Below are 25173 nucleotides of genomic sequence, written 5' to 3'. Positions count from 1 at the left end.
TAAAAAAACCATCAGCTTAGCTGATGGCTTTTTATTTTATATCTGTGCCTGATATTCTTCGTAGAACTGTTGGGTTTCTTTAATTAGGCTGTTCATTTCTTCCAATGTGAAAACTTCCAGAAACTTTTTTCTGAAATCTTTGAAATGAGGAATTCCTCTGAAATAGTTGCTGTAATGCTGTCTCATTTCAATCAATCCTAATTTTTCTCCTTTCCATTCTGCACTCCATTCCGCATGCTGACGGACTGCCAGTAATCGGTCTGATATGGTAGGAGCAGGTAAATGTTCTCCTGTTTTAAAGAAATGCTTAATTTCATTAAATATCCATGGATAGCCAATAGCAGCACGTCCAATCATAATACCGTCACACGCATATTTTTGCTTATAGGCTAATGCTTTTTCAGCAGAATCTATATCACCGTTTCCAAAAATTGGAATTTCAATATTAGGATTTTGTTTAATTCTTGAAATATGTTCCCAATCTGCTTCCCCCTTGTACATTTGACCACGGGTTCTGGCATGTATGGTAAGAGCTTTGATTCCTGTTTCCTGAAGACGTTCTGCTACTTCATCAATATTGATGCTGGTGCTGTCCCATCCTAGACGCGTTTTAACGGTTACGGGAAGGTGGGTAGAGCTTACAACAGCTTTCGTAAGACGAACCATAAGGTCAACATCTTTCAAAACTCCAGCTCCAGCTCCCTTACAGACAACTTTTTTGACAGGACACCCAAAATTGATATCTACCAGATCCGGATTTACCGTTTCAACAATTCTGGCAGACATAGCCATAGCTTCTTCGTCTCCACCAAAAATTTGTATACCAACGGGTCTTTCATAATCGAAGATATCCAGCTTTTTACGGCTCTTAATAGCATCACGAATCAATCCTTCGGAAGAAATAAATTCCGAATACATTAGATCTGCACCGTGCATTTTACACAAACGTCTGAAAGGAGGATCACTTACGTCTTCCATCGGAGCCAGCAAAAGTGGAAATTCCGGCAGTTCTATGTTGCCTATTTTTATCATGTTGCAAATTTACGAAATTCTGAAAAAACAATATTTTGTTAATCATTATATTGTTTGGTGTTTTACGTTTGTTTGTTTATTTAAGGAACTTTAAGATATTTTGTTTAATTTTTATTAGATATATCTGTTTGATTTTCAATGTTTTTATTGATTTATTGAAAATTAATTTTTATATTTAGTATAATAAAAATTAATGATATGAGAAAAATTCTATTTTATTTGATGGCAATTTTAGCTTCATCAAATTTTTATTCACAAGTGAACGTTTCGGCTACAGCAGGAACAGCTACAGGAACCTATACTACGTTAAAGGGAGCATTTGACGCTATTAATGCGGGAACACATCAAGGAGCAATTTCAATCAGTATCACAGCTAGCACAACAGAAACAGCAACTGCCAGTTTGAATGCCAGTGGTGGAGCAACCATTTACACCTCAGTTGCGATAAAACCGGCGGTAGGAGTTACAGCTACAATTTCTGGTGATCTTGCCAGTGCCCCTTTAGTGAGAATCCAGGGTAGTAATATTACTTTGGATGGAAGCAATGTCGCTTCAGGAACAACAAGAAACCTTACCCTTACTAACACCTCTGTTACTGCACCGCAGGTACTTACATTTATTGCCGCTTCTGCTGCGGTAGCTAATAGCAATATTATGGTTAAAAACCTGAATATTGTAAATGGTATCAATAGTTCTTCAGCTTTAGTCATGTATGACGGAGCTACAACCCCTGTTGGAGGCTTCTTTAATAATGTTACCATCCAGAATAATTCTATAAAGAAAGCTTATATGGGAATTTATTTATTTGCAGCCACAGCAGCAGGTAATGGAGCCAATACATTAGTTACCGGTAATGATATAAGCGCCTCCGGAGCAGATGCCAATCGTCTTGGAGGAGTGTATGTACAGGGTGCAGACGGAGTGACCGTCAGCAATAATATTATTGGTAATTTTGAAACTGCTAGTACGGAAATCAAAAGAGGGGTCTGGTTTGCTACTGCTACTGTAAATTCTTCAATTATTTCAAATACCATTACCAACATCGGATATACCGGAACATCTACGGGGGGAGCTTCCGGGATAACCGTTACATCCGGAAATACAGGAGCATCTGCTGTAGCTAATATTATCATAAGGGGAAATACTATTTCCAATTTTACTTCCAGTGGAACAGGGACTCTGTTTGCGGGAATTTATGCGGGAGGTACACTGACAGCCGGGGTAACCATTGATAATAATAAGATCAATGGTATAAAAAATACCAATATTGGCGGATATGGAGCTCAGGGGATTTATCTGGCTACAACAAGTCTTACATCAAACACTCTGGTTTCTAATAATATAGTGAATGGTATAGCTGGTTATGGATACGCAACGACTGGCGGAGTCAATGATAACGGAAACGGAATTGTTATTGCCGCAGGAGGAGGGTATAAAGTATATTATAATACTGTTGTCATGGATGTCAACCAGACTGTCGCAGGAAGACCTTCTGCTTTAAATATTACCAGCGGAGTAACAGGTCTTGGAGGTATTGATGTAAGAAATAATCTTTTTGTCAATACACAGACGCAGACAGGGGATAGGTATGCTATTTATGCCGGAGCAGCCAGTACGGTTTTTTCAATTATAAATTATAACAATTTTTATTCTTCAGGAACTAATCTTGGATTTATCGGAGGATTGGCGAAAGCGACACTTGCAGATATTCAGTCAGGATTTGGAGGAAATGTAAACTCGTTGAATGTGCTGCCGGTGTTTGTATCTGCTACAGATTTCCATTTATCTGCTACCGGAAATGCAGCTCTTGATAATAAAGGAACTCCCGTGGTAGAAGTGACATTAGATGCAGATGGTAATATCCGAAATGCCCTCACTCCGGATCTTGGAAGTTTTGAATTTACAGCTACCTTGCTGGCGATAAATGAAGCTGCTAAAAAGAATACAGTAAATGTTTATCCGAATCCGGTTATGGATTATCTTTATATCAATAATGATAGTAGAATCAAAGATGTTGAAGTATATAATGTTTCAGGACAGAGAATTCTTAGTGAAACAATCAATGCTGAAAAAGGTTCTGTAGATATGAGACGTGCTCCTGCTGGAGTTTATATCTTAAAAGTAAATGCAGAAAAAGGTTCGCAGTCACTGAAAATTATTAAAAAATAAAATGTAACTCATAATCAAAAAGGATCCCCAATAGCGATATTGGGGATTTTTTATTTAAAAAAGTAATCATTACTGTTAGAAACTTGCCTTTACCTGCATACTTCCAATGTGAATTGTTCGTTCACCTGAATTTCTTCCTTCGTAATTAAGATTCAATTGGATAAACGAGTTGATGGCTTGTTGAATAAATACACTCCATACCTGGTTTTTTCCAGGCTTCAGACCATCCAGCATCTGGTTTCCTACAATACTGAAATTATTTCCTGTAAAATTATTGCTGATGAACGAGAAGTTTCCACGGATGGAAGTCTTTCTACGCTCCCATTGGATCGTTCCTGTAACATCAAAAGCTTTAAGAAGTTCTTCACCATCTAATCTTTGTTTCTGACGGAAAGCAGAAGACAATTCTGCCTGAATAGCATCTGTAAATTTATATGTCGCCTTAGGTTTAGTTTCAAAATTATTAAGACGATAATCCCTTGTCGCAAATAATTGTGAAGAGTTTTTGATATCATGAACAGAATTTTCCCAGTCGACCCTGAATTCTTTATTGAACCAATATCCGACATTCAGAAAATGAGAAACCTGCTCACGCTCTTCATTACTGAAATTGGCATTAATAAGGTTATCATTTGTGATGAGTCTGTAGTTTCCGTTCCATCCTGATTTATCAGTCGGATTAAACTGTACGGAAGCCAGGATATTCTGATTTTTAAGGATCTGATCACTGTTCTTTTCAAAAGGATTCAGCACAAGAACTTTATCTTTTTTATAGAATGAGTTTTGAGAATTTAATGAAATATTGAAATTCCAGCGTTTTAGAAATCCATTCTCTGAATTGAAAACAATAGCTGGATTTACAAATAAAGCCAACTGTATTTTATTTTTATTGGAAGGAATATACCTTACAGAATTGGTGTAGACACGAATATATTGTGCAAGATCGGAATATTCGGCAATTTCAAATTCGTCCAGCTGCTGAATACCATCTCCGTTATAATCCGTCCATTTATAAACTCCCTGTCCGTCTGTAACTTTGATGTACTGGAATTCCCTTTGTGCTTCCTGTCCGTTTCCAAGCTCATAGAAAGCCTGAAGACGCATCCCGTTTCTAAAAAGCTGTTGATTGTAAAGGATATTTCCAACAACGAAGTCATTATTTCGGGTTACATTACCTTCCGGACCAGAGTAGAAGAATTTTCTGTAATGGATTAAAGCATTTAAAGTAGTTCTTTCTGTTTTGATGATCTGGCTCTCCGCCATGATTCCCAAAATATTGTTCATATTCTGAAGTCTGTTGTCACGCACAGAGTCGTTATCTCGCATGTATACTTTTGCCAATAACTTTGTTCTAGTACTGTCACCGATTTTCTTTTGCAAAAAGAGCTCTTTCCAGCTGAAACTCGTAACATCCATAAGTTGAGTGTCATTGTATTTTTTCTCATTATGCTCCATACTTCCTCCAATAGTCCAGCTTCCTTTTTTACCGGTAAACTCAGTTGAAGCTCCTCCACGGATGAATTTAGTGTCCTGTAAGGTTGCATTGGTACTCAGGTAGGATAAATTCCCTTTGGTAAAGAATTTTCCTGTGATCCAGCCGAAATCTAAGTCATTTTTAAGTCCTTTGTAAGAATTTTGCTCGTTCAAATAATTGACACGATAATTTAAAGTAGATTTATTATTCCATTTATTCAGGAAACTGAAAATAAATCTGTTTTGAGTCTTTTTATTAAATTCCTGTGCAAGGTTAAAATCTCTGGAGAATTCTACATCGTTGATACGGTCCAGAATATGAAACTGTTTGTCGATGTATTGATATTCAAAACTTGGAGTTCCTTTCCATGCATTCTTTGTAAAACTCTTATTCCCGAAGATCCGCCATGCATACCCCATATTCTGATCAGAATCTTTTGACGAAAATAAATTGACATCATAATTACTCAGGGAAATATCAGCCCCTATCTTACCTTCATTCAATAAATACTCAGAATTCACAGAATATACCTGTGATTTCTGAGGGGAAGGAAGTTTTCTTACCGCTCTGTAGTCTCCCGCATTGGGGCCTACATATTGGAAAACACGTCCGTTATTGGTCGTCTGTGCTATTTTATAATCCCCAAGATTAGCCCCAAAATAAGTAAAAGAAACCTGATAAAGGGTTAAACTAGGATCAGTAGAAAACTCGTAGAAATTTCCGGCTGTGTTTAATTTATATAAAATTTTATTGACATCATACTCGGTGACCACTCCCGATGGTGCATACATGAGATCAGGATTGTTTCCAGCATCAGCAAGAATCTGCTCATCTTCTTTGGAAAGACTTAAAGAAAGCGGTGCATTTTTGTTGTCATTTTCCATGAACCAGTTAAGTCCCACCTTGAATCTTTCTCTCTGATGTTCAAGCTTTCCTGTAAATAAATACCTTGAATAATTTCTATTGGCATAGTTATACGAAATCGTGATGAAATTCTGCTGGAAAATAGGACGGAAACTGGTAAAGGTAACCTCACCCGTATTATAGTTGATGATATAATCCTGGTTTTCTCCACGCTTCATTAAGATCCCATCAATGAAAACCTGTTCAGAACCTGAGATCAAAGTAATAAACTGTTCTCCGTTCTTACCCGTCAGACGATAAGGTCCCTGGTTACCCTCAACCCCCTGGAAACGGATTCGGTGAAATTCACTTCGTGCAACACCCGCAGAAATATCTACAAATGTTTTATTTTCCTTCCCGAATTCTGTCTGGAACTGAAGCCCCATACTCCTTCTCTGGTATTTTGCAAAATAATTTTTAGCTTCTACAAGATCAAGGTGTCCTGCTCTGAGGATAGACTTTTCTTTAATATTAAGCTGCATGTAGATCTTGTCAAACTCTTCCAAAGTTTGGGTATATCCGTCAGCCTGAATAGGAAGGTTATGATCTGAAATACTGGCTAAAATAGTCACATCTTTTGATAATCTCCCTGAGATCTGAAGGTCCATAGAACTCTGTACAGACTGTCCCTGATTATTTCCAAAAGTGATCCCACGGATAATAGAACCTTTTGAATTAAGTTCTCCTAAAAATCTCTTTTTATCGTTTTTTGCCAATACAGCTTCATCAATAACGATCTTGTTGTGAGTTCTTATGAAATCAAGAGTATCTTTTGCGAAGATGTCCTGTTCCAGCCTTGCAGCGAGAATGCTGTCTCTTTTAATGCTGTCTTCAGGAATGTTGGGGTTTTTCCATGAAAATACCTGAGCATTTCCTGAAAATATGCCTAAAAAAAATAAAACGAATAGAAGAATAAAATTCCGCAAGTCCTGAAAATAATTGGTAAAAATAGCTAAAAAATGTTAATACTAAGGTGTTTAGAATTATTAACAGAAATTTAATCCAAATATTGTGAAGTCGCGAAAAATCAACGTAATTTAGCCCCCGAAATTATTAATAACAGAAAATTTTTAAATCATGAAAAAACTTTATTCGTTAGTAGCGACTGCTGCTTTAGCAATTTCTGCATTTGCACAAAGTACAATTTATTCTGAAAACATGGGAGCAGGTAGTTCATCAGCACCATTAATTACGGCTTATGCAGGATGGCAGAATTCTTCACCAATCGTTTATACCGGAACAAGTGATGTTAGGAATACTACTACTTCTTCTGGATATGCTGGAGCATCAGGAACCGGTAATATTTTATTTAATGCATCATCTGATACATTTATTATTAATGGTATTAATACATCGGGATATTCAGATATTCAACTATCATTCGGGCACTTTAAAAGTTCTAGTGCTGCAAGTACTGAACTTGCTGTTTCTGTAAGTACTGATGGTACAAATTGGACCCCTCTAACGTACACAAGACCTTCAGGAGCCGGTACAGCAATCTGGGCATTAATCAATACAACAGGAGCTATTCCTGCAACCTCTAATTTATATGTGAAATTTGATACATCTGCTTTCCCTAGTACTAATCCACCTCAAATGAGAATAGACGATATCAAAATAACAGGTAATGCTGCAACGTTAGCAACTTCTAATATAAACAAGTCTAAAAACGGTTTCGTTAAAAATACGGTTGTAAACAATGATATCACTTTCGGAACTAAATCTGATGTTAAAATCTTCAACATTGCTGGCCAGGTTGTAAAAACAGCAACTGTTTCTGAAAACCAATCTTTGAATGTTTCTGATCTTAAAGAAGGAACTTACATTGTAACGGGAACTGTAAACGGTAAATTTGTTTCGGAGAAGATAATTAAAAAATAATTGGTTAATTAACTAATTGTTAAATATATAGCGCTATTCAAATTGAATAGCGTTTTTTTTTGTAGTTTTACGAAGTATTAAAAAAAAATTATTTTCATGAAAAAGATCTTTACTATTTTAGGAATTGCTTGTGCTTCAGTATTGATGAACGCTCAAGTAAGTATTGCACAAATTTATGTTGGTGGTGGTAACAGTGGTGCTAACTATAACAGAGATTATGTGGTTTTATTTAATAAAACAAGTTCATCAGTAGATATTTCCGGATGGTCTATACAATATGCAGCTGCCGCAAATAGCGGAGCTTGGTCTGGAAAAGCAACAATTACTTCAGGAGCTATAGCCCCATATTCTTATTACTTGGTAGCTCTTGCTACTGCTAACATTAATACAGGTGCTGCATTACCTACTCCTGATTTTGATGGGGGAACAGCCGGAATTAATATGGGAGCAAATGGTAAGGTAGCTTTAATGAATAATAGTACTACAATTAATGGAGCGGCTCCTGTTGGTGCTATTGATTTTGTGGGAATGGGAACGGCTAATGCGAAAGAAGGGTCTGCTACGGCTCCAGCAGGAACAGCAACAAATGCTCTTTTAAGAGCAAATGGAGGTTGTACAGATACAGATGATAACGGTGCAGACTTTGTTTTGGCACTTGCAACACCACTAAATTCTAGTTCTGCTACTAATGTTTGTGCAAGTTTAGGTACTTCAGATGCCAAATCTGTCAAAGTAGGAAGCTTCATCAAAAACTCTTTCGTTAAAAACAACGAGATCGTTTTCGGATCTGATGTAAAAGACGTAAAAGTTTTCAATATGTTCGGGCAGCTTGTAAAAGAAGCTTCTGTAAAACAAAACGGAGCTGTAAGCGTTGCTGAGCTAGCAAAAGGTAACTATATCGTAACAGGTACAGTAAATAACCAACCGATATCTCAAAAAGTTCTTAAAGACTAATTTCTTTTAGATAAAAATACAAGGAGCCGCTTCACAGAAGCGGCTTTTTTATGCGATTATTTAGTGATTTTAGATTTTTGTATGGCCTTTATTTCTTAATTTGGTGGTATTATTTTTGATATTTTTATCACAAATCCATTTCTAAAAATTAATACGATGAAAAAAATCTTTACTCTTGCCGGACTTCTTTTGTTAACCTCTTTTTCAAATGCTCAGATTGTGATCAACGAAATTTATGGAGGGAATGCTAATTCAGGGGCAGTGTTGAAAAATAATTATATTGTTCTTAAAAATATAGGAACCAATTTGGTTTCTTTGACAGGGGCGAGCATACAATATGCACCAGCGATAGGTGCTTTTACCGAATATCATACATTACCAGACTTTACTTTGGGACCGGACGAAACATATTTGATTCAGGAGTCAGCAATTGATGGAGGTACTGAAAATTTGCCTACACCCGATTTTATTGCGACGACAATCACTAATTTTGACGGAACTCCTAACAAATCTTCCGGGTTAAGAATCTCCAGTATATCCGGAAAAATTGCTTTAGCTGGAAATATAGTGCAGGTAGCAGGACCCTCTGCATCCAATGTACTGGACTTTGTGGGATACGGATCCAATGCCGATCAATTTAAAGGAGATGGACCAGCTCCTTCTCCAACGACCACCACCGCTATAAAAAGAACATTAGTAGGGAGTGATAATAATATGGCTGACTTTTCCCTGGAAGGCAGTGTGAAATCCGGGTTTGTACAAAATCCCTTTATAAAAGACAGTAGAATTGTCTTCGGTACCGAGGTGAAAGATGTGAAAGTATATGATACCTACAGACAGGTTGTCAAAAAATCACCTACAAAACTAGCCTCAAGTCTTGATATTGCAGAGCTTCCCAAAGGAACTTATATTGTGACCGGAACGATCAATAATATTCCGATTTCACAGAAAATTATAAAAGATTAGTTTTTAATAAAAAATAGCTTCTTTCAAAAATGTCATTCTGAACGAAATGAAATATAGTGAAGAATCTTATGAGCTTGACTACAAATAAGATTCTTCCTTCGTCAGAATGACGAAAGCCAAATTATTTGACTTTTGAAACCATCTTTTTTTGTTTTCCAGAATCTTAATACCAGCCTCTTCTTGCAGCATTGATAATTGATCCCAGATTAAGAATCAGGGTATATCTGATCCGTTTTCCATAATCTTTAAAGGAAGGCTCAAATCCTAAAGAAGACTGTATTGGGAAATAAACTTCCAGGAAATCCGGGATAATTCTTACCTTAACTCCCGTATCCCATATGAATTTGGCAGGAAGATCTTTATTTTTATACACTCCGGCATCAGCATACACATGGAATATTTTCCAGATACTGGAATCTACATTGGCAGAAGTAATCCATTGGTTGACAGTTCCCGGGAGAAAAGATTTGAAACCACCATCTGCTAATATAAACTGTTGTGAAAGAAGTCCGCTGCTGGCACTTTCTCCCAAAAGGGTATAAGAGAATGAGTAGTTTGAAACCCTGGAAATCCCATAGTCAAAAAGATTGTTTCGGGTATCGTTTCTCATGAAATATCCTGCAAATAAACGTAAGCTCAGCTTTTGTTTAGGTGCAAATTCCCATCTGTAGAAGCCTTCAGCTGTTATTTTGTTGAAGTCTTCCATTCCCTGAGCGCTCAGACTGAAACTTTTTTCATGAATCATCTGGCTGTCACTATAGCCATATCCAATACTCCAGAGATTATATTTACTGTAATCGTTATTAGCAATCATCAAGGGGCTAAGATCTCTTTCAAAATAATTATATGAAATACCTACGCTTCTGCTTACTGTACTTCTCGGATTTTTTCTGAAATTGATACTTGACGCAATAGAACTTTTTCTGTAGGCCAACCCATAATCATAATGAAAATAAGAACCGGAAACACCAAATGTTAAGCTTCTGATAATACTTTCAGCGGGAAGAAAAGAGTAGGAAACTGCCCCTGAACCTGTAAGCTTTCCTGTTCCCGTACTATAAGTCGGTGTAACCGAATACAGGAATTTTTGGTCAAAGAAAGATTGATTTTTTAAATTAACTCCCAGGAGAAATTTATCATACGTATTGTTGAAACGTACTCTTGGGCTAATATAAATTTCATTGTATTCCGGATTCGGAATATCTTTTATTAATTTAAGCTTAATTTTTTTTGCATTGGAAAATATTCCTTTCGCATACAAAAAGTTATCCCTGTAATTGGATTCGGGGAAAATATATCCACTGTTTAGCGTGACTTTATAAATGTTATCTGAAGCAGGAAGAGATACGGTGGTGATGTGCTGATTTTCTTCAGTATCTATCCAATAAGCCTTCTTTTCCCCTTCTTTAGTTTCCGTTTCCAATTTTACAGGAATGGAAACATCGGTATTTTTCGCAATTCTTATCTGAAGAGAATCGTTTTCTTTTCTAATATTCTTTAGCCTAAAATCAACCCTGTTTTTCTGTTTGAAAAAGTTGGAAAGATAAGCCGTTGACTTGTTCTTTTCAGAAAGAGACTTCAGAAATTCATCAGGATTAATTTTTTTTCCGGAATTCTGAGAAATATAATTTTTTACAATATCATTGAAGTGCTCATATCCCATTTTATCTGCCGAATAATTAAAAAGGCTTCCTGTTTCAAAGCTGCTGATAGCCATGTCATTGAAGTTACTCAAAACAGGAAAGTGCTCGTCAATCTTTTGATCGAGGTTCTGCAGCATGATATACTGATAGGAAAGTCCGTAACGGTCCAACAGTTTTACTTTGGATGCGTGGAATAATTTTAAAGGTTTGATCCCAAATATTTTAGTCTCAGGAAGTGTACCTAAAAGTTTGCTGTCGGCATAGAATTTTTTCAGATACTGAATTTCCAGGTAGGATTTTAAACCATTTTTGAACCAATGGTCTTTTTCCTTATCAACGATAACGTTTTCATCAAGAATTTTCTTGGCAATGATTCCAAAATAATCCAGATCGGTCTTTTCAGCATTCGTAAATAGCTGGAATCTGAATTTCAGGAACGTAATATCATTATTTCCGAAAAAGTCTTCTTTAGCCCTGAATTTATCAGAAATAAAAATACTCTTCGGAAGAAAACCGAGTCTCTCTTTGAGGAACTTTAAGTGCAAAGGAAGATAAAATTCCAGATTTTGTTTTTCTTCCGGCTTCAGATTGTATCCAAACTTAATTTCAGTTTCAGATCCATCAACATTGGTTTTTATGGAAGGATAGCCAGTAGGCGAAATTAAAAACTCGGGATCAGAATCCAGAGAACCCCTGAATGAATTCATCTGAGTCTGTGGAAGATTACCTTCAACAAAATTATTGACAGGGACATCAAAGTTTATAGTCCAGAAAGTATTGAAGCTTACCTGTTCTTCAATGTCATGGTAGTTTCTTTTCGAAATATTGTCCGGATCAAAATGATCCGGAACAATAAAGAAATATTTTAATACAGTATTCTGAGCGGATGTCCCGTATCCCGTAAATGTTTTATCGGGAAGCTGCATCCGGTATTGCAACTGTAAAGTGACGCTTTCGCCAGGTTTTAATACATTTTTCAGAGGAATAAAAAGATTTTCGTCTGAGAGGGTAGTAACAGGAATAGCTTCGTTTTCAGAATTTTTAATATTCAGTTCAAGAAGTTTTCCCAATTGATTGCTTTTTGCAAAATGCAAATCATTATTTCGGTCTTCCAGTTTTCTGTAGACTAAAGAAGTTCCGCGTTTATTGTAAGCGGAAACCCAATTCAAGAGTTTTATGGTCTGCAGGTCTTTTTCAGAATGATTGTAATAAACAATTTCCTGACTGACATCAAGGTTCTTTTTGTCAGGAGACAGTTTAGCTTCAATATATATACTGTCTGTCTGTGCAGAAACCTGTACAACTCCCCAGAACAAAATAAGGCAAATGCTGATCTTTTTCAAATATCCGTGATAAAGACCAAATATAACTTATTTTGTATACACTTTATAGGATTTTAACCCTGAATTGCTTTTTTTTCCAAAGAATTAATATACGCATTCCATCCCTCTGTCTTGTAAGTGATTGCAGATGCTTCTGGATTATCAGATTTATAAATTCCTCTTCCTACAATAATAAAATCTGTATGAAGTGTTTTGAAAACATGTTCCGGTGTATTGTATTGCTGTCCTTTACCATCTCCGGAATCTGCAATATTTACTCCTGGAGTGAATAATAAAAGCTCTTCAGGAATTTTATTCTGAGATACACCACCAATTACATTAGGATGAGATAAAGCTATTTTTAAAGCTTCCTCACGATAGCTTGCAGTTGTTAATGCTCCTTTAGAAGACATTCCAACGATGGCTACTACCCCTACATTATTGAAACAGTCTAAGGATTCAAAACCTCCGATCACCTGAGACGTTACGAAATCTGCCCAATCTGTAATTTTGAAAACTCCGCTTGTGAACTGAAGTTCCTGAGTGTTTCCAATATCAGCAAATTTTCTGTCTTCCATTAATAAGAACTGGTGTTTTGCAGCAATTGCTTTTAAAGGGGTGATTGTTTTTTCGTATTCAAAATCAGAAATAATGTCAATATGCGTTTTTAAAGCAACGATATGTGGACCTACTTTTTCAGCCAGTTCCAACAACTCCTGAGTAGTGGTTACATCTGCAGAAGCAATAAGATTTGATTTTTTTGCTAACGCTGCTTCCAGCAACTTCTTTGAAACTGAGTGCTGCGCATTTTGAAGTTTTTGCTCATAAGAAGTTCTTGTTTCTTCTTCGAACTGAATATGGTTCCCCTGAAGGAAATCCTGAATTCTTTTTACTTCTTCATCCGATAATTCACCTGTTTCCTGAAGAATATTACACACTTCGGAAATATTGAAAAGAGTGTGTACTCTATAACCTTTGCTTTCTAACAACTGTTTTCCACCTTGCTCTCTGTCCAATACCACCACAATGTCAGAAACCTTAAGATCTTCCTGTTCTATTTCTGGAATGGTTTCCAGCAAAGACTTTCCTGATGTGATCACATCTTCTACCAAAAGACAGTTCTGCCCTTTCTGGTAAATTCCTTCAATCAGTTTTTTCGTACCGTAGCTTTTCGCTTCTTTTCTTTTAATAATTAATGGAATGTAGCTTTCCAGAGACATGGCAGTAGCCATAGGAAGAGCAGCATAAGGAACTCCACAGATTAAATCAAAATTATCCAATGGAAGCATTTCCAATAAATAATTAGCAAGATTTTTTAAAATTTTAGGATCTGAAGCCAAAGGTCTTAAGTCTACATAAAAAGGACTTTCGATACCACTTTTTAAGGTGAATCTTCCAAATTTGATGATGCCTAGCTTGTAGCACTCTAAAAAGAATTCTTTTTTACTTTCCATTATTTTTTATTAGATATTGCAAATTTAAGGAATTGAAATAAGGCTTAAAAATTTATCGCTCATTTGTAAATAAAAAACCACCCCGGATTGACCAGGATGGTGTGAAAAATATAATAAACTGTTATTTTACGATTTCTGCATCAATGACTTGAGCACCGCTGTATCTTCGTTCGGCTTCCCATAATAAAAATTTGTCAACCTCTTTGATGAGCTTAGGAATCGTCAGTGACAATACTGCCAGGTCGTCCATGACTCCAAGTACCGGGATAACAAATTCAGGAAGCAGGTCAATAGGGGAGAGCACATATAAAATTCCCAGTAGAGGAAGAATAATGTCTATGGATTTCATGGGATAAACTCCTTTTCTCCACATTTTGACCATTCTGAAAATATCAGGGATCTTTTTTATGAAGCCCTTGTGATTGATGGCTTCTTTTGCAAGATTTAATTTTGAATATTTCATTTTGTGTTTGGATTTAATAAACTTTTCAACGCTATTAATTTCACAAATCCTGTACCAACAAATTATAAAATTTAGTTAAAATATTATTTGATGATATTGTCAATGAACTGATGCACAGTCTCTGTGTTCCAATCTTTTGTAGCATCTTCTTTAATAAGGATTCTGCCGTTCTTATCCAAAAGGAAAGTCGTAGGAAATACTTTGGGAAGAATTTTCTCAGAAATCGGACTTTGAGCAATATATACAGGAACGCTGTAATTATTCTCCTTCAAGAATTTTCTTACATCCTCTTCTTTATCATTCATAGCAATCAGGACAAAATCTACATTGTCTTTTCGGGAATCATACAGTTTCTGAATGGAAGGCCATTCTTTTCTGCATGGAGGACACCAGGTTCCCCAGAAGTTAAGAAAAACTCCTTTGTCCTTAAAGTTTTTAAGGTTGGTGCTGGGAACATTGATCCCTTTAAGCTCTATATCGTAATCCTCTTCACTGATATGAACAGCGTTTTCAATAGTTGCGACCGGTAAAAACGTATCCTTCAGGAAATTCCTTATTCCCGGAACGAAAGCAACGATACCGATAACAACAATTAATATAACATAAATGATATTTTTTTTCATATCTCTTTTTTATAGCAGATCTACAATTTCCTGAACAGCATCTTTCCCTCTGTTTTTGGCATAATATATCTGCAGATCATTATAGAACATATCTTTTGGATAGGCTTCAGGATCTGCTTTATATTTCATCAGGAGTTCATATCCATATTTCGGACGCGGACCCCATGAATTTTTTACATTCAGGTCTTTATCCAGAATAAGTACTTTAGGAATAGATTCCGTACCGTTGGTCAAAAACTGATTAATTAGGCTTTTATCGCTGTCTCTCAGGAAAACTCTTACTTCATTATTTCCTTCAAAAAACCTGAAAAGTGCAGGCACTGTTGCGCTTGCATCTCCACACCATGCTTCAGAAATGATTAAAATCTTTCCGTCAAAATTTTTGGCAGCCAGTTCTTTCAGCTGATCTTCATCCGGAACGTATTTTTTTACCGTTCTGTCCATTCTCTGAAGACCCAGTTCATAATATTGTTTATAATCAGCCTCCTGCTGGTTGGCAGGGGTCTCTAATCTTTTTTTTGCGATTTGAAGATATTCTTCAAAGGAAATTCCTTTATCCCAGTAATTTTTCATTACCAAAAATATTTATGTTAAAAATTATTGATATTTCTTGTTTTGTTGATCAAAAACAGGTCTGCCAATACAAATGCAGCAAGACTTTCCACTACAGGAACTGCTCTTGGAACTACACAAGGATCATGACGTCCTTTTCCTTCTACGATCACAGGATTTCCCTCCTTATCAATACTGTCCTGAGGTCTCAGAATAGTGGCCACAGGCTTGAAAGCTACACGGAAATAGATATCCATTCCGTTGGAAATACCACCCTGTATACCTCCTGAAAGATTAGATTTTGTGGTAAAATCTGTATTGAAAGCATCATTGTGCTCTTTTCCTGTCATTTTGGCACCACAGAAACCGCTTCCATATTCAAAACCTTTGCAGGCATTGATATTCAGCATTGCTTTTGCAAGTTCGGCCTGAAGTTTTGAAAATATAGGTTCACCAATTCCCACAGGAACATTTTTAATCACACAGGTGATTGTTCCTCCGATCGTATTGCCTTCTTTTTTGATCTCCTTGATTCTTGAAATCATCTTTTCAGCTGTTTCAGCATCAGGACAACGAACGTCATTGCTTTCTGTTTGAGAAAAATCTAAAGCCTGGTAAGGTTTTTCACAGAAAATATCACCTACAGAAGAAACGTAAGCATTGATCTCAATGTCTGATAAAAGCTGCTTTGCAAGAGCTCCTGCCACTACCCAGTTCATCGTTTCCCTTGCAGAAGACTTTCCACCGCCGCGATGATCTCTGAAACCAAACTTCTGGTCATAAGTAAAATCAGCATGACTCGGACGATACGCTCCCGCAATATGGTCATAATCTTTTGATTTCTGATTTTCGTTTTCAATAATAAAACCGATTGGGGTACCTGTTGTTTTTCCATCAAAGATTCCTGAAAGAAACTTTACTGTGTCACTTTCTTTTCTTTGTGTAACGATTGCCGACTGGCCAGGCTTTCTTCGGTTCAGTTCATATTGAACCTTATCGAGATCTACCGTTAAACCTGCCGGAAAATTATTGATGATACCGCCGTAAGCCACTCCGTGACTTTCTCCAAATGTTGTAAGACTAAGAAGATTACCTAATGTGTTGAACATAATACAAAATTACCTATTTTTCTTCAGATAATAAAGTTTCTGGATTTGTTCTATTTATCAATGTTTTTGATATTATTAATAACTTTTTCCGCTTCCTTTTTTTCATCAAAAGTCATTTTTTTCCAGATAAATCCTTTTTTGATATCATTTTTGTCAGAAAGCTGTGGGAAAATTCCTGCTTTAGCATCATCGAAAATATAGAAAGGGGTGATAGCGGGAAGAGGAGTATCAAAACTATAAGGGTAGTTATGGGAAACATTAAATTTAAAGTTTCCTACTTTGAATGTGTCAAACTGTTGATATTTATAAGTTGAAGGCTGGTAAAGCTGCTCTTTTTCAAATCTTGTCATAAAGCTTCCTACCCGGAAACTTGGAATATATTTTTGGATAAGTCCAGGAAAAGATATCATTGGAATAAGAAATACACTGAGCATCGAAAAAACAAGAATAGATTTTTTTTCATTAACATATTTGTGAAACAGGACAAAGAATATCACGAAAAAAACATCTATAAAAAACCTGTACTGGGCTGAAAAAGCCAGGATCAATATACTTTTTATCAACAATGAAATACAGATGAGGGTAATGAGTCTTCTTTTTTTGATCCATGCGAATATTGAAAAAATAATTAAACTCAGAACAAAAAGAATATTGATTTTTGATTTGATCCCTTCAAGAAAAAACCAGTTTTTAATATGATCCGAAGTTGAAAATTTCTGAATTTCCTCATAAGAGTATTGCATGTCATATGTTTTCATAATTGCAAATTGTGAAGAAGTTTCTAAAACTTCATGGTTGGGCTTCCAAAGCACTCCTAAATCACCTATTGCTACAGGAAAGACTGGATAACCGAATGTCCAGATGTTTTTAATGAAGAACAATAATAAAATTGAAATCCCAAAAAGCAATTGTTTAAAACTTACTTTTAAAATAAAAATGGCGTTTAGGAAAACCAATATAGGCAGCCAAATCATGGTTGGCTTTATGGTAAAAACGAAAATTGAGAAAGCAAAAAGAAGTGGTGTTTTCTTATTTCCGGTTATAATTTCATTTAAAATAATTAGGGAGAAGATAATGACGGGAAGGTCGGGGCTTGGAGATTGTGAAAACAATAGTAATATCGGGAGGAAACAAAGGTGTATCCAATTTTTTCTTTCAATACTATAAAAAGTATAGATAATCAGTAATACAGCATTGATTCTTAAAAACGGGTCTGAAAAATTTGAGAATCCAGCCTGAAAAATATGCCAGATAGACATCTGACCTAAGGTAAGGTCTACATTAGAAATTCCTCTTATGAGTCCGTATTCCGTAAGCCATTGAATAGTGGGAATATAGTATCCGAAATGATCTAATATATAAGGGTAAAATGAACCTGCAAATATGATAATAAGAGTTATAGCACTCATTAATATGAAATCTTTCTTTGAAAACGTATCAAATTCCTGATAGAGTTTATTTTTAAAGAAAAAGAATAACCCCAATATGATAGAAGGTACTTCAACATAGATATTTAAAGGAATGAAAAAAGAGATCACAGTCCATACCAGGCTTATCCCCATGATTCCTGATAGGATTTTTCCAGTGATTCCTTTATATAGTATTCCGGAAATATTTCCCATGATTTCTCCCCAGCCCATTAAGACTGGAATGATGAAAATGGAAGAAAACAGAATCAATAACATAAAAAAAGATTGCTTAAAAATAAGCAATCTTTATATTGTATTGAAAAAATATTTATTAACGAGGTTGTACCCTTCCGTCTTTTCTATCCTGTGATCTACCGATGGTATAACCGGTCGCACCACCTACAACACCACCAATTACAGCTCCAAGACCTCTGTTTTTCTTAGCGATAAGCGCTCCGGCAGCAGCCCCACCTACAGTACCAATGACGGTTCCTTTGGCAGCTTTACTCCATCCTTTTTTCTTAGTGGTTGCTTGTGAAGTACCGTTTCCATTATTGGCATAAGTTCCATTGCTGCTTCCTCCTGAATTGGAATTTGAGCTTCTGTCTCTATATACTGTTCTTGTCTCTCTGATTACCTGTGGTTTTGAATTATTTTCAGCAGTAGCTTTTGCTTTTTTGCTTTCTGATATACTATCTGCTTTTTTCTGGGCTTCATATACCAGTTTTTCTTTTTCAATGGCTAGTTTCTGCTTTTCTATTTCAAGTTGTTTAGCTTGAAATTCAAGTTTCTGTACTTCCAGTGATTTCTCGGCAGTTCTGTCATCTTTCTTGCAGGCCGTCATTAATAAGACGGATAAGAATCCTGCTAATACTATCTTTCTCATAATTCAAATTTTAATAAGATAAAGCCGAAACGACTTTGATGTTAGTTTTATTTCCAATTATGAAGCCAAATTTTAGTTAATGAGTGTTAAATTTGGTAAAGGAAAAGTGAATTAATTTTAAATACCGGTCAATTTTGTATTGTTTATGGGGATTCTATGTGTTTCGTATTGAAAATTGGTTTTATGTTAAATAATTCGTCAGAGATGAAAAATTGATTCTTTAAGTAAAATTTTTTCATTGCTAGTCAATTGTTTCGAAAATTTATTATGAACATTTTCAAATTTTAATTCATGAATAATTTTTATCGAATTCATATAAGTTGATTAATTTTGAGTACCAAATACTTTTAATATGAAAAAATCAATTTTTACAGTATCAGCATTTATTGGATTGCTGACTGTTGCAACATCGTTTTCCTCAAAGGAAGTCGTAGAAACCAATAAAGCATGTTCAGGAATATCTGATATTACACCAAAAGCTCAAACTTATAAGATCCGGTACGGACTTCTTTCAAAAAGTGGAACAAAAATTCTTTCAGGAAATTATGACGTAGGAAGTTTTCTAGCTGAAAACATGGCTACCGGAGAAGTGTACGATACATATTACAGTGTTGGGTTTCAGTCGGTTCCACAATATTATGATGGTCTTCCCGCGGGAACTTACACCTTTTCTGCTATGCAAGGGCAGGGAGGCTGGGTAGGCTATGGAACAGTAGTTGCTACAGTTTCTGATGCACAGGTAGATTCTGATGGATATATTACCATATATATTCCGATCATTTGGGAAGAATAGACTTGTGAGCCCCAAAATATTTAGCTACATTTACGCTTTCCAAAAATGAAGATTTTTTTAGCCAATAGTTGATTATTTGTGGTTTTTATTTTGATTAAACATTTTTTATATTAAATAAAAACTAATACATCAATTTGTTGATTAAAATTATTCAAATTAATTTAATCTTCAGTATGCGGCTTTATTCTCATAAAGAATATTCATTCTTTTGTTCCGATAATGTACCCTATTTCTCCCTAAAGAAATAGGACAATAAAGTTCATATTGAATGATTTTACAATATTCTGTTTAGATTTTTCTAAATAGATTTTTTTCATCATTTGTGTTTTTTAGGCCTCCGTTAGGAGGCCGTTTCTTTTACTTCAGGATTTATGTCTCTACACCTATAATAAATGTTTGGATACTGGTCGTTTTAATACTAAGAACATTTTCCTTGCTATTTTATCAAAAAAAGACTTCCCGTTAGGAGAAGCCTTTTTTTATATATTATCTAATGTAGCCTTTATTTTACTGATTATGCGGTGTTTTCTGTTGATTTGGTAATTAAGAAGTTCATAAATCTCATCTGAACTGGTAAAAGCTTTCGGAACAATCTGGTTGTTGATTTTTTTTATTCCCCGCCTTGTCATTGTATCATGTATCACTCTGGCAAAGGATTCTTTTGCACTTTGTTTTGCTGTTTGCTGAGAAATTCCATTAGAATGAAGCCTATATAAATATAAAGGTTCTTTGATGTATTTTATCTCTCCCTGCTCCAGTATTTTTAAATACAGATCCTGGTCTACTGCATTTTTCAAATTAGGATTAATCCCCGAAGTTCTTATATAAGTTTCTTTCTTAAATATAAAGAAATGAGCAAACTGAGTAGGACAGTTAAAGAAATACCGATTATTATAAATCTGCTTGGTGCCGGCGTACACTCTTTCAGGAACAAGTTTTTCATCACAAAGCATCATCTGGGAATAAACGGCTACAAGATCATCTCTGCTGATGAATTCCTGAGTTGCTTTTTCGAGGGCTTCCGGATAAAGAGCGTCATCCGGATCCAGAAAAGCACACAAATCTCCCTGAGCATAGGTCATGCATGCAGCTTTGGTAAAGCCGCAGCCTTTATTGATTGTATTATGGTAGAGTTTAAAACGGTAATCATTTTTGATCAAAGATTCTATAATCTCGACTGAATTATCTGTAGAAGCATCATCAATAATAATCACCTCCCAGTTTTCATAGGATTGATTGATTAAAGAATGATAACATTCCTTAAAGTACTTTCCATTATTATAGTTGGCTATAAGTACCGAAAAATTTATCACGTTATTTTGAATTAATTATGTAAAATTATAAAATAAAATATGTGAAAAACATACCCTTGATCATCGTGCATCTGATATTTTTTTATTATATTTTGAAAGTTATGGGTATGAACTGTGTGTTAATTATTATTTATTGGTATTAAATAGTTGATATATTGGTAAATAATTATATAGTTAATAATTTGTGAACGCTGTTTATTGTCTTTTTTTGAGAATTGGTAGCAATAGGCTGAAAAATCTTCATTGAAAAGAAATAATAATTTTATGATTATACTCATAAAATAAGAAGAAAGAGTGGTATATATTTGGGTAGAAATTAATAGATAAAATAATTTTTATCTCTGATATAAAATTTTTTTTCATCATTTGTGTTTTTTGAGGCCTCCATTTATTGGAGGCTTTTTTTAATATTGAATCTTAAAAATAATTTCATACATCAAAGAGTTGTCTGAAATCAAATAGTTGTTTCAAATTTATTTTTTATTCCGGCTGATATTCTTTTTCATTGCTGACAGGATATTTAATGTAATGGATCGATGTAAATAAGAAAGGATGTCAATTTGTAGTTTATCCTGTTTCTTATGGGCAGAGTGAATATTAAAAAAACTTTAGACTTTGAATATTAATTTTATTTTATTAAAATGTAAATTAATTTATTTTCAATACTTTTGCCGGAGTGTTAGATTTATCTGAAACTATTGTAGGTAATTATGATGGGTTTTTAAAGTATCAGTAAAATCGGTTTAAAATACTGAATTGATGAAATTGCTGCTGTAAGAATAAATTATTTTTTTTTCAAAAAATTAATATTCTTGGCACGATTTTTCAATATAGAAATGTAACTCATGTTTAATTTGAGTTTTCATGGTTATTAGTTTTTATCCTCGGAATTTCCGAGGATTTTTTTTTTGTCCCAACATGATGCAGCTTCTCAATGCAAACTGATCAATCCAATTTTTGAATAGAATAATTTTCTAGCTTATCACATTTTATAGTAGGTATTCATGTCTTTTTGAAATAGCAGAGCTTGTTTCAAAGAATGTTTTTGCGAGAGTTCGATGTGGGATCTGTGATCTGTGATGATAGATGTATATTGAAAATAAAAATCCCCACCGGATAGTGAGGATATTGATTATGGTAAGTTGGATAAATCGTCTAATTTGCTTTCTAAAGCCAGGACTTCGCCGCTGTTATATTGATCTTTTTTATCAAGTAAGGATCCTAAATAAATGATGAGTGAGTCAATTTGTCTTCTTGAAATAAAAACATTTTCTCTTTGAATTTCCTCTTCTATTTCTTCTACATATTCAAGTTCTTCATCATCTGACCTATCTTGTATTTCTTTTTCATATTGCATTGCTGCTAATAGTAAGCTTTTTTCTTCAGGAGTAAAGTGTATCATCAATATTTGATTTTAGTCTTACTAATATACAATTATTTTAAAGGGTTCTTTAATCCGGCGGAGACTATTATTTTTCTTTGGATTCTTTAATCCCTTTTTTAACGGCACACTTTATTAACATGTAAAAGCCATACATGCTGCCTAAGGCAATTAATAGTAATATGATTGCCGAAATTATAATATGAGTTGATGATAATGATAAAAACATGGTTATACTTTATTAGATACGAGGGTGATTTTTTTTGCAAATATAAAAATATACATGTGATTAGTTTATAGTAATCCAAAAAAAGAAATAGATGTCTGTACTTCTTGTCAGCTATTGGAAAAATAGAAAACAAAAAAACCTCTAAATAAATTAGAGGTTTTTTGTGAGGTACCTAGCGGATTCGAACCGCTGTAGATGGTGTTGCAGACCACTGCCTAGCCGCTCGGCCAAAGTACCATTTTTACCATTTTTGAGGTGTGCAAATATAGCAAAATTTATTTATGAACAAAAGTTTTTAGGCAATTTCTTTCTTCCCAAGATCGTTGATTTCGCTTTTTGCTTGAATTTCAGCCTGATAATTTTTGATGTTAATAACTCTTGTTTCGCTCCATTTGTCATGCCAGCCATTTTCACCTAAAAAAGAGAGCACATCAAAAGGAACAATTCTGGAAATATTTCTGATAAGATAATCATTAAAAGTAGGCTCGGTACCATCAATAGAAATAACTTTCGTGCCTGTAATATACTTACCTACGGATCTACCTTTAGTAAAATACTCAATGAGAAGGGTGTAGATGAAATAAACTGCAGAGCTAATCAGTATATCAACAAATCTATTTACTTCTGACATTTTATAAATAAATCTCACGAAAAATTCGATACCGAAAAATTTGTATAATAAAGAAGAAATAAAGCCAAAAGCAAAAACGAAGATAGCGATTGTTATTCTGTCAATAATAAGGTTGGCGAATCTCGTCCACTTTGTGGATCTGTTTCGATCTACAACGACTAAATATTTTTTCATGGTTGGTTATTAGTTTTTTAGTTTTGTTTTTTATTTAAAATTTTAAAATCCGTTCACCAATAGTTTTAATGAAGCATTGGTATCAATAACGGCGGTGATTCCCGTATTGCTGAGGAGAATTTTACTTGGCTTAAGATTAAAAACTTTTCCGTTCATCTTTAAACCTTTATAATATTCTTTGTTAAAGGCTTGTTCAATACTTTTTCTGGAAGCATCTTCCATTTCCTGAGTTGGAATACCATATTCTTCTTCAATCATTTTTACGATTTTCCCCTGAAATAGGAGAGAGGCCGTTTTCTGCAGAATATTGGTAGTTTTCAGTTTGAATTTGGTTTCCGATAAAACAATTTTTCGTTTCGTTTCATCATAGACAGGGATTCCGGAAATAATGGAAGTTCCTTTTATGTAACCGTCGGTCTGAGCTTCAATGACTACTCTGTTATCAACGCCATATACTCTGATATCCGTTACTTTCACTTTAGAATCACGGACATCAAATTCCTTGTTTAGGAAAGTTTTTCTGGCCATATTACTAGCTTCTGTGAAAGGAATATTGGCGGTGGTTTGTAAGATAAACTTATCTGCAACAGTAGGAGCGGTATTAAAGTTAGCAACGCTGGTCACCGGTAAAGATGCGGCAGGCTTACTTCCTGTAAAAGTTTCGGAATAAATATCAACACCAAGAATCGCACTGATCTCATTTCCGTAAAATTTCAGAGGAGTAATATTGACTGCCATGGGGCTTACTTTCAACCATGTATTATATTCTTCCGAGATATTAAAAGGCTGCAGAAAAGTATTCCAGGCCATTAAGGCATATTGCTGGAAATTCAATTGTGCTGCCATTTGCTGATCTATTGTTTTACAGAATTTTTCCTGTTGCTCTTTTAAGCTTTTTTCAACGATGGAAGTAATAGGAATCTGAATTCTTCCATAATCCAGAACAGGTTTGGTCACCCATCTGAAGCCGTTGGGCTGTGTATTGGTGGTAATGGTCCAGTTATTTTTAAATGTAACGGTTGTATTGAATGACATTACCGTTTCAAAAGTGGTATTCTGATATGTATATACTCCCAAAGTACCAATCCCTTTTTCTGCCCATATTTTTAAAGGAACTTCAATTAAGAGATTCTGACTGGTTCCGCCTACCAGACGGATAGGTCTGGTTTTCCAAACTTTCACCTTAAACTGATCATTGTTGTTGTCTGTATAAGAATCATCCTGATAAACCAGATCTTTCACAGAAGCATTAATCATATTACTGAGTTCCGAAAGGGGAATGGACACAGGCATAGTAATACTGGACTTTATCTTTGGAAAGTTATAACTTGCCAGCTGATTATCAACGCTGTTCTGCCCAAAAGTGCTGATTCCTGCTACTAAAAATAATATTTTAACGAATTTCAATTTGAATGTTTTTTTTAATGAACGAAAATAAGAATTTTAATTTTCCGGTTTAAAGCTTTTTTCGAGCTCAATGCTGGCACCTTTCATTTCTCCTTCCATGGGTGGAGCTGTTTTCGTGATTTTTAATTTTATATAATCGATCTGTGGAAAGCTATTGCGAATTTTTGAAATCATTCTCCCTGCTACATGTTCCAGCAATTGGGATTTTATTTTCATTTCCTTGTGGAGAATATCATTAATATCTGCATAGCTTATGGTATCATTCAGATCATCAGATTCTGCTGCTTTCCATAGATCGGTATGAAGTTCTACGTTCAGGATATAATAGGTCCCGATAATGTTTTCTTCAGGGAGTACGCCATGGTACGCATATATTCGTACATCTTCAAGATATATTTTGCTCAT

General features: G+C 35.0%; 20 protein-coding genes and 1 tRNA gene. 5 read left to right on the top strand and 16 right to left on the bottom strand.

Annotation, left to right across the window (positions count from 1 at the left end; all coding sequences use genetic code 11):
* Positions 1-36 precede the first annotated feature (36 nt).
* On the bottom strand, positions 37-1032 hold the full coding sequence (gene dusB, locus AC07UM_RS08155; RefSeq protein WP_494682008.1) for a tRNA dihydrouridine synthase DusB: 996 nt from the start codon (positions 1030-1032) through the stop codon (positions 37-39).
* A 198-nt stretch (positions 1033-1230) separates the two neighbouring features.
* On the opposite strand from dusB, the gene AC07UM_RS08150 reads away from it, so the two are divergent.
* Entirely contained in the window at positions 1231-3201 is a 1971-nt protein-coding gene (locus AC07UM_RS08150; RefSeq protein ID WP_494682007.1) for a T9SS type A sorting domain-containing protein, read from the top strand.
* 75 nt (positions 3202-3276) lie between these two features.
* On the opposite strand, the gene AC07UM_RS08145 is transcribed toward AC07UM_RS08150, so the two are convergent.
* On the bottom strand, positions 3277-6504 hold the full coding sequence (locus AC07UM_RS08145; RefSeq protein ID WP_494682006.1) for a DUF8818 domain-containing protein: 3228 nt from the start codon (positions 6502-6504) through the stop codon (positions 3277-3279).
* A gap of 151 nt (positions 6505-6655) precedes the next feature.
* Between AC07UM_RS08145 and AC07UM_RS08140 the strand changes: the two genes are divergently transcribed.
* The 3 genes from AC07UM_RS08140 (at position 6656) to AC07UM_RS08130 (ending at position 9379) form a co-directional block, all read left to right on the top strand.
* Positions 6656-7459, top strand: coding sequence for a T9SS type A sorting domain-containing protein (locus AC07UM_RS08140; protein ID WP_494682005.1), 804 nt, complete (start codon positions 6656-6658; stop codon positions 7457-7459).
* A 96-nt stretch (positions 7460-7555) separates the two neighbouring features.
* On the top strand, positions 7556-8413 hold the full coding sequence (locus AC07UM_RS08135) for a lamin tail domain-containing protein (protein ID WP_494682004.1): 858 nt from the start codon (positions 7556-7558) through the stop codon (positions 8411-8413).
* Positions 8414-8569: 156 nt separating this feature from the next.
* Positions 8570-9379 carry a T9SS type A sorting domain-containing protein gene (locus tag AC07UM_RS08130; protein ID WP_494682003.1) on the top strand — a complete coding sequence of 270 codons (810 nt, stop codon included), beginning with the start codon at positions 8570-8572 and terminating at the stop codon, positions 9377-9379.
* A 163-nt stretch (positions 9380-9542) separates the two neighbouring features.
* On the opposite strand, the gene AC07UM_RS08125 is transcribed toward AC07UM_RS08130, so the two are convergent.
* The 8 genes from AC07UM_RS08125 to AC07UM_RS08090 all read right to left on the bottom strand — a co-directional run bounded on the left by AC07UM_RS08125 (position 9543) and on the right by AC07UM_RS08090 (position 18840).
* Positions 9543-12365, bottom strand: a complete 2823-nt coding sequence (locus tag AC07UM_RS08125; RefSeq protein WP_494682002.1) for a gluzincin family metallopeptidase — start codon at positions 12363-12365, stop codon at positions 9543-9545.
* 53 nt (positions 12366-12418) lie between these two features.
* The gene (gene pyrF / locus AC07UM_RS08120) at positions 12419-13798 is read right to left on the bottom strand and encodes an orotidine-5'-phosphate decarboxylase (RefSeq protein ID WP_494682001.1); all 1380 of its coding nucleotides are present in this window, start codon (positions 13796-13798) and stop codon (positions 12419-12421) included.
* Positions 13799-13919: 121 nt separating this feature from the next.
* Positions 13920-14261: a YkvA family protein gene (locus tag AC07UM_RS08115; RefSeq protein ID WP_103232661.1), complete on the bottom strand. Its 342-nt coding sequence runs from the start codon at positions 14259-14261 to the stop codon at positions 13920-13922.
* Between the two features lie 83 nt (positions 14262-14344).
* Positions 14345-14884, bottom strand: coding sequence for a TlpA family protein disulfide reductase (locus tag AC07UM_RS08110; protein WP_494682000.1), 540 nt, complete (start codon positions 14882-14884; stop codon positions 14345-14347).
* 9 nt (positions 14885-14893) lie between these two features.
* Positions 14894-15457, bottom strand: a complete 564-nt coding sequence (locus AC07UM_RS08105) for a thioredoxin family protein (protein ID WP_494681999.1) — start codon at positions 15455-15457, stop codon at positions 14894-14896.
* A gap of 17 nt (positions 15458-15474) precedes the next feature.
* Positions 15475-16545 (bottom strand): chorismate synthase, encoded by a 1071-nt coding sequence (aroC, locus tag AC07UM_RS08100; protein WP_103232664.1) that lies wholly within the window; start codon positions 16543-16545, stop codon positions 15475-15477.
* Between the two features lie 50 nt (positions 16546-16595).
* The gene (locus AC07UM_RS08095; RefSeq protein WP_494681998.1) at positions 16596-18230 is read right to left on the bottom strand and encodes an LIC_10190 family membrane protein; all 1635 of its coding nucleotides are present in this window, start codon (positions 18228-18230) and stop codon (positions 16596-16598) included.
* A gap of 55 nt (positions 18231-18285) precedes the next feature.
* Positions 18286-18840, bottom strand: a complete 555-nt coding sequence (locus AC07UM_RS08090) for a YMGG-like glycine zipper-containing protein (protein ID WP_494681997.1) — start codon at positions 18838-18840, stop codon at positions 18286-18288.
* Between the two features lie 352 nt (positions 18841-19192).
* Between AC07UM_RS08090 and AC07UM_RS08085 the strand changes: the two genes are divergently transcribed.
* Positions 19193-19633, top strand: a complete 441-nt coding sequence (locus AC07UM_RS08085; protein WP_494681996.1) for a hypothetical protein — start codon at positions 19193-19195, stop codon at positions 19631-19633.
* Positions 19634-20112: 479 nt separating this feature from the next.
* Here AC07UM_RS08085 and AC07UM_RS08080 read toward each other — a convergent pair whose 3' ends face one another.
* The 6 genes from AC07UM_RS08080 to folB form a co-directional block, all read right to left on the bottom strand.
* Positions 20113-20946, bottom strand: coding sequence for a glycosyltransferase family 2 protein (locus AC07UM_RS08080; protein ID WP_494681995.1), 834 nt, complete (start codon positions 20944-20946; stop codon positions 20113-20115).
* A 1132-nt stretch (positions 20947-22078) separates the two neighbouring features.
* Entirely contained in the window at positions 22079-22348 is a 270-nt protein-coding gene (locus AC07UM_RS08075; protein WP_103235382.1) for a hypothetical protein, read from the bottom strand.
* A 374-nt stretch (positions 22349-22722) separates the two neighbouring features.
* A tRNA-Cys gene (locus AC07UM_RS08070) sits at positions 22723-22793 on the bottom strand.
* Between the two features lie 58 nt (positions 22794-22851).
* Positions 22852-23361: an RDD family protein gene (locus AC07UM_RS08065; RefSeq protein ID WP_494681994.1), complete on the bottom strand. Its 510-nt coding sequence runs from the start codon at positions 23359-23361 to the stop codon at positions 22852-22854.
* Between the two features lie 42 nt (positions 23362-23403).
* Positions 23404-24768: a DUF4403 family protein gene (locus tag AC07UM_RS08060; RefSeq protein WP_494681993.1), complete on the bottom strand. Its 1365-nt coding sequence runs from the start codon at positions 24766-24768 to the stop codon at positions 23404-23406.
* Positions 24769-24804: 36 nt separating this feature from the next.
* Positions 24805-25173, bottom strand: coding sequence for a dihydroneopterin aldolase (gene folB / locus AC07UM_RS08055; RefSeq protein ID WP_494681992.1), 369 nt, complete (start codon positions 25171-25173; stop codon positions 24805-24807).

Source organism: Chryseobacterium sp. GW821-FHT04C04 (assembly GCF_059420365.1).
Note: the sequence above shows the minus strand (reverse complement) of the source record. Positions and strands in the feature narration are given on the sequence as shown.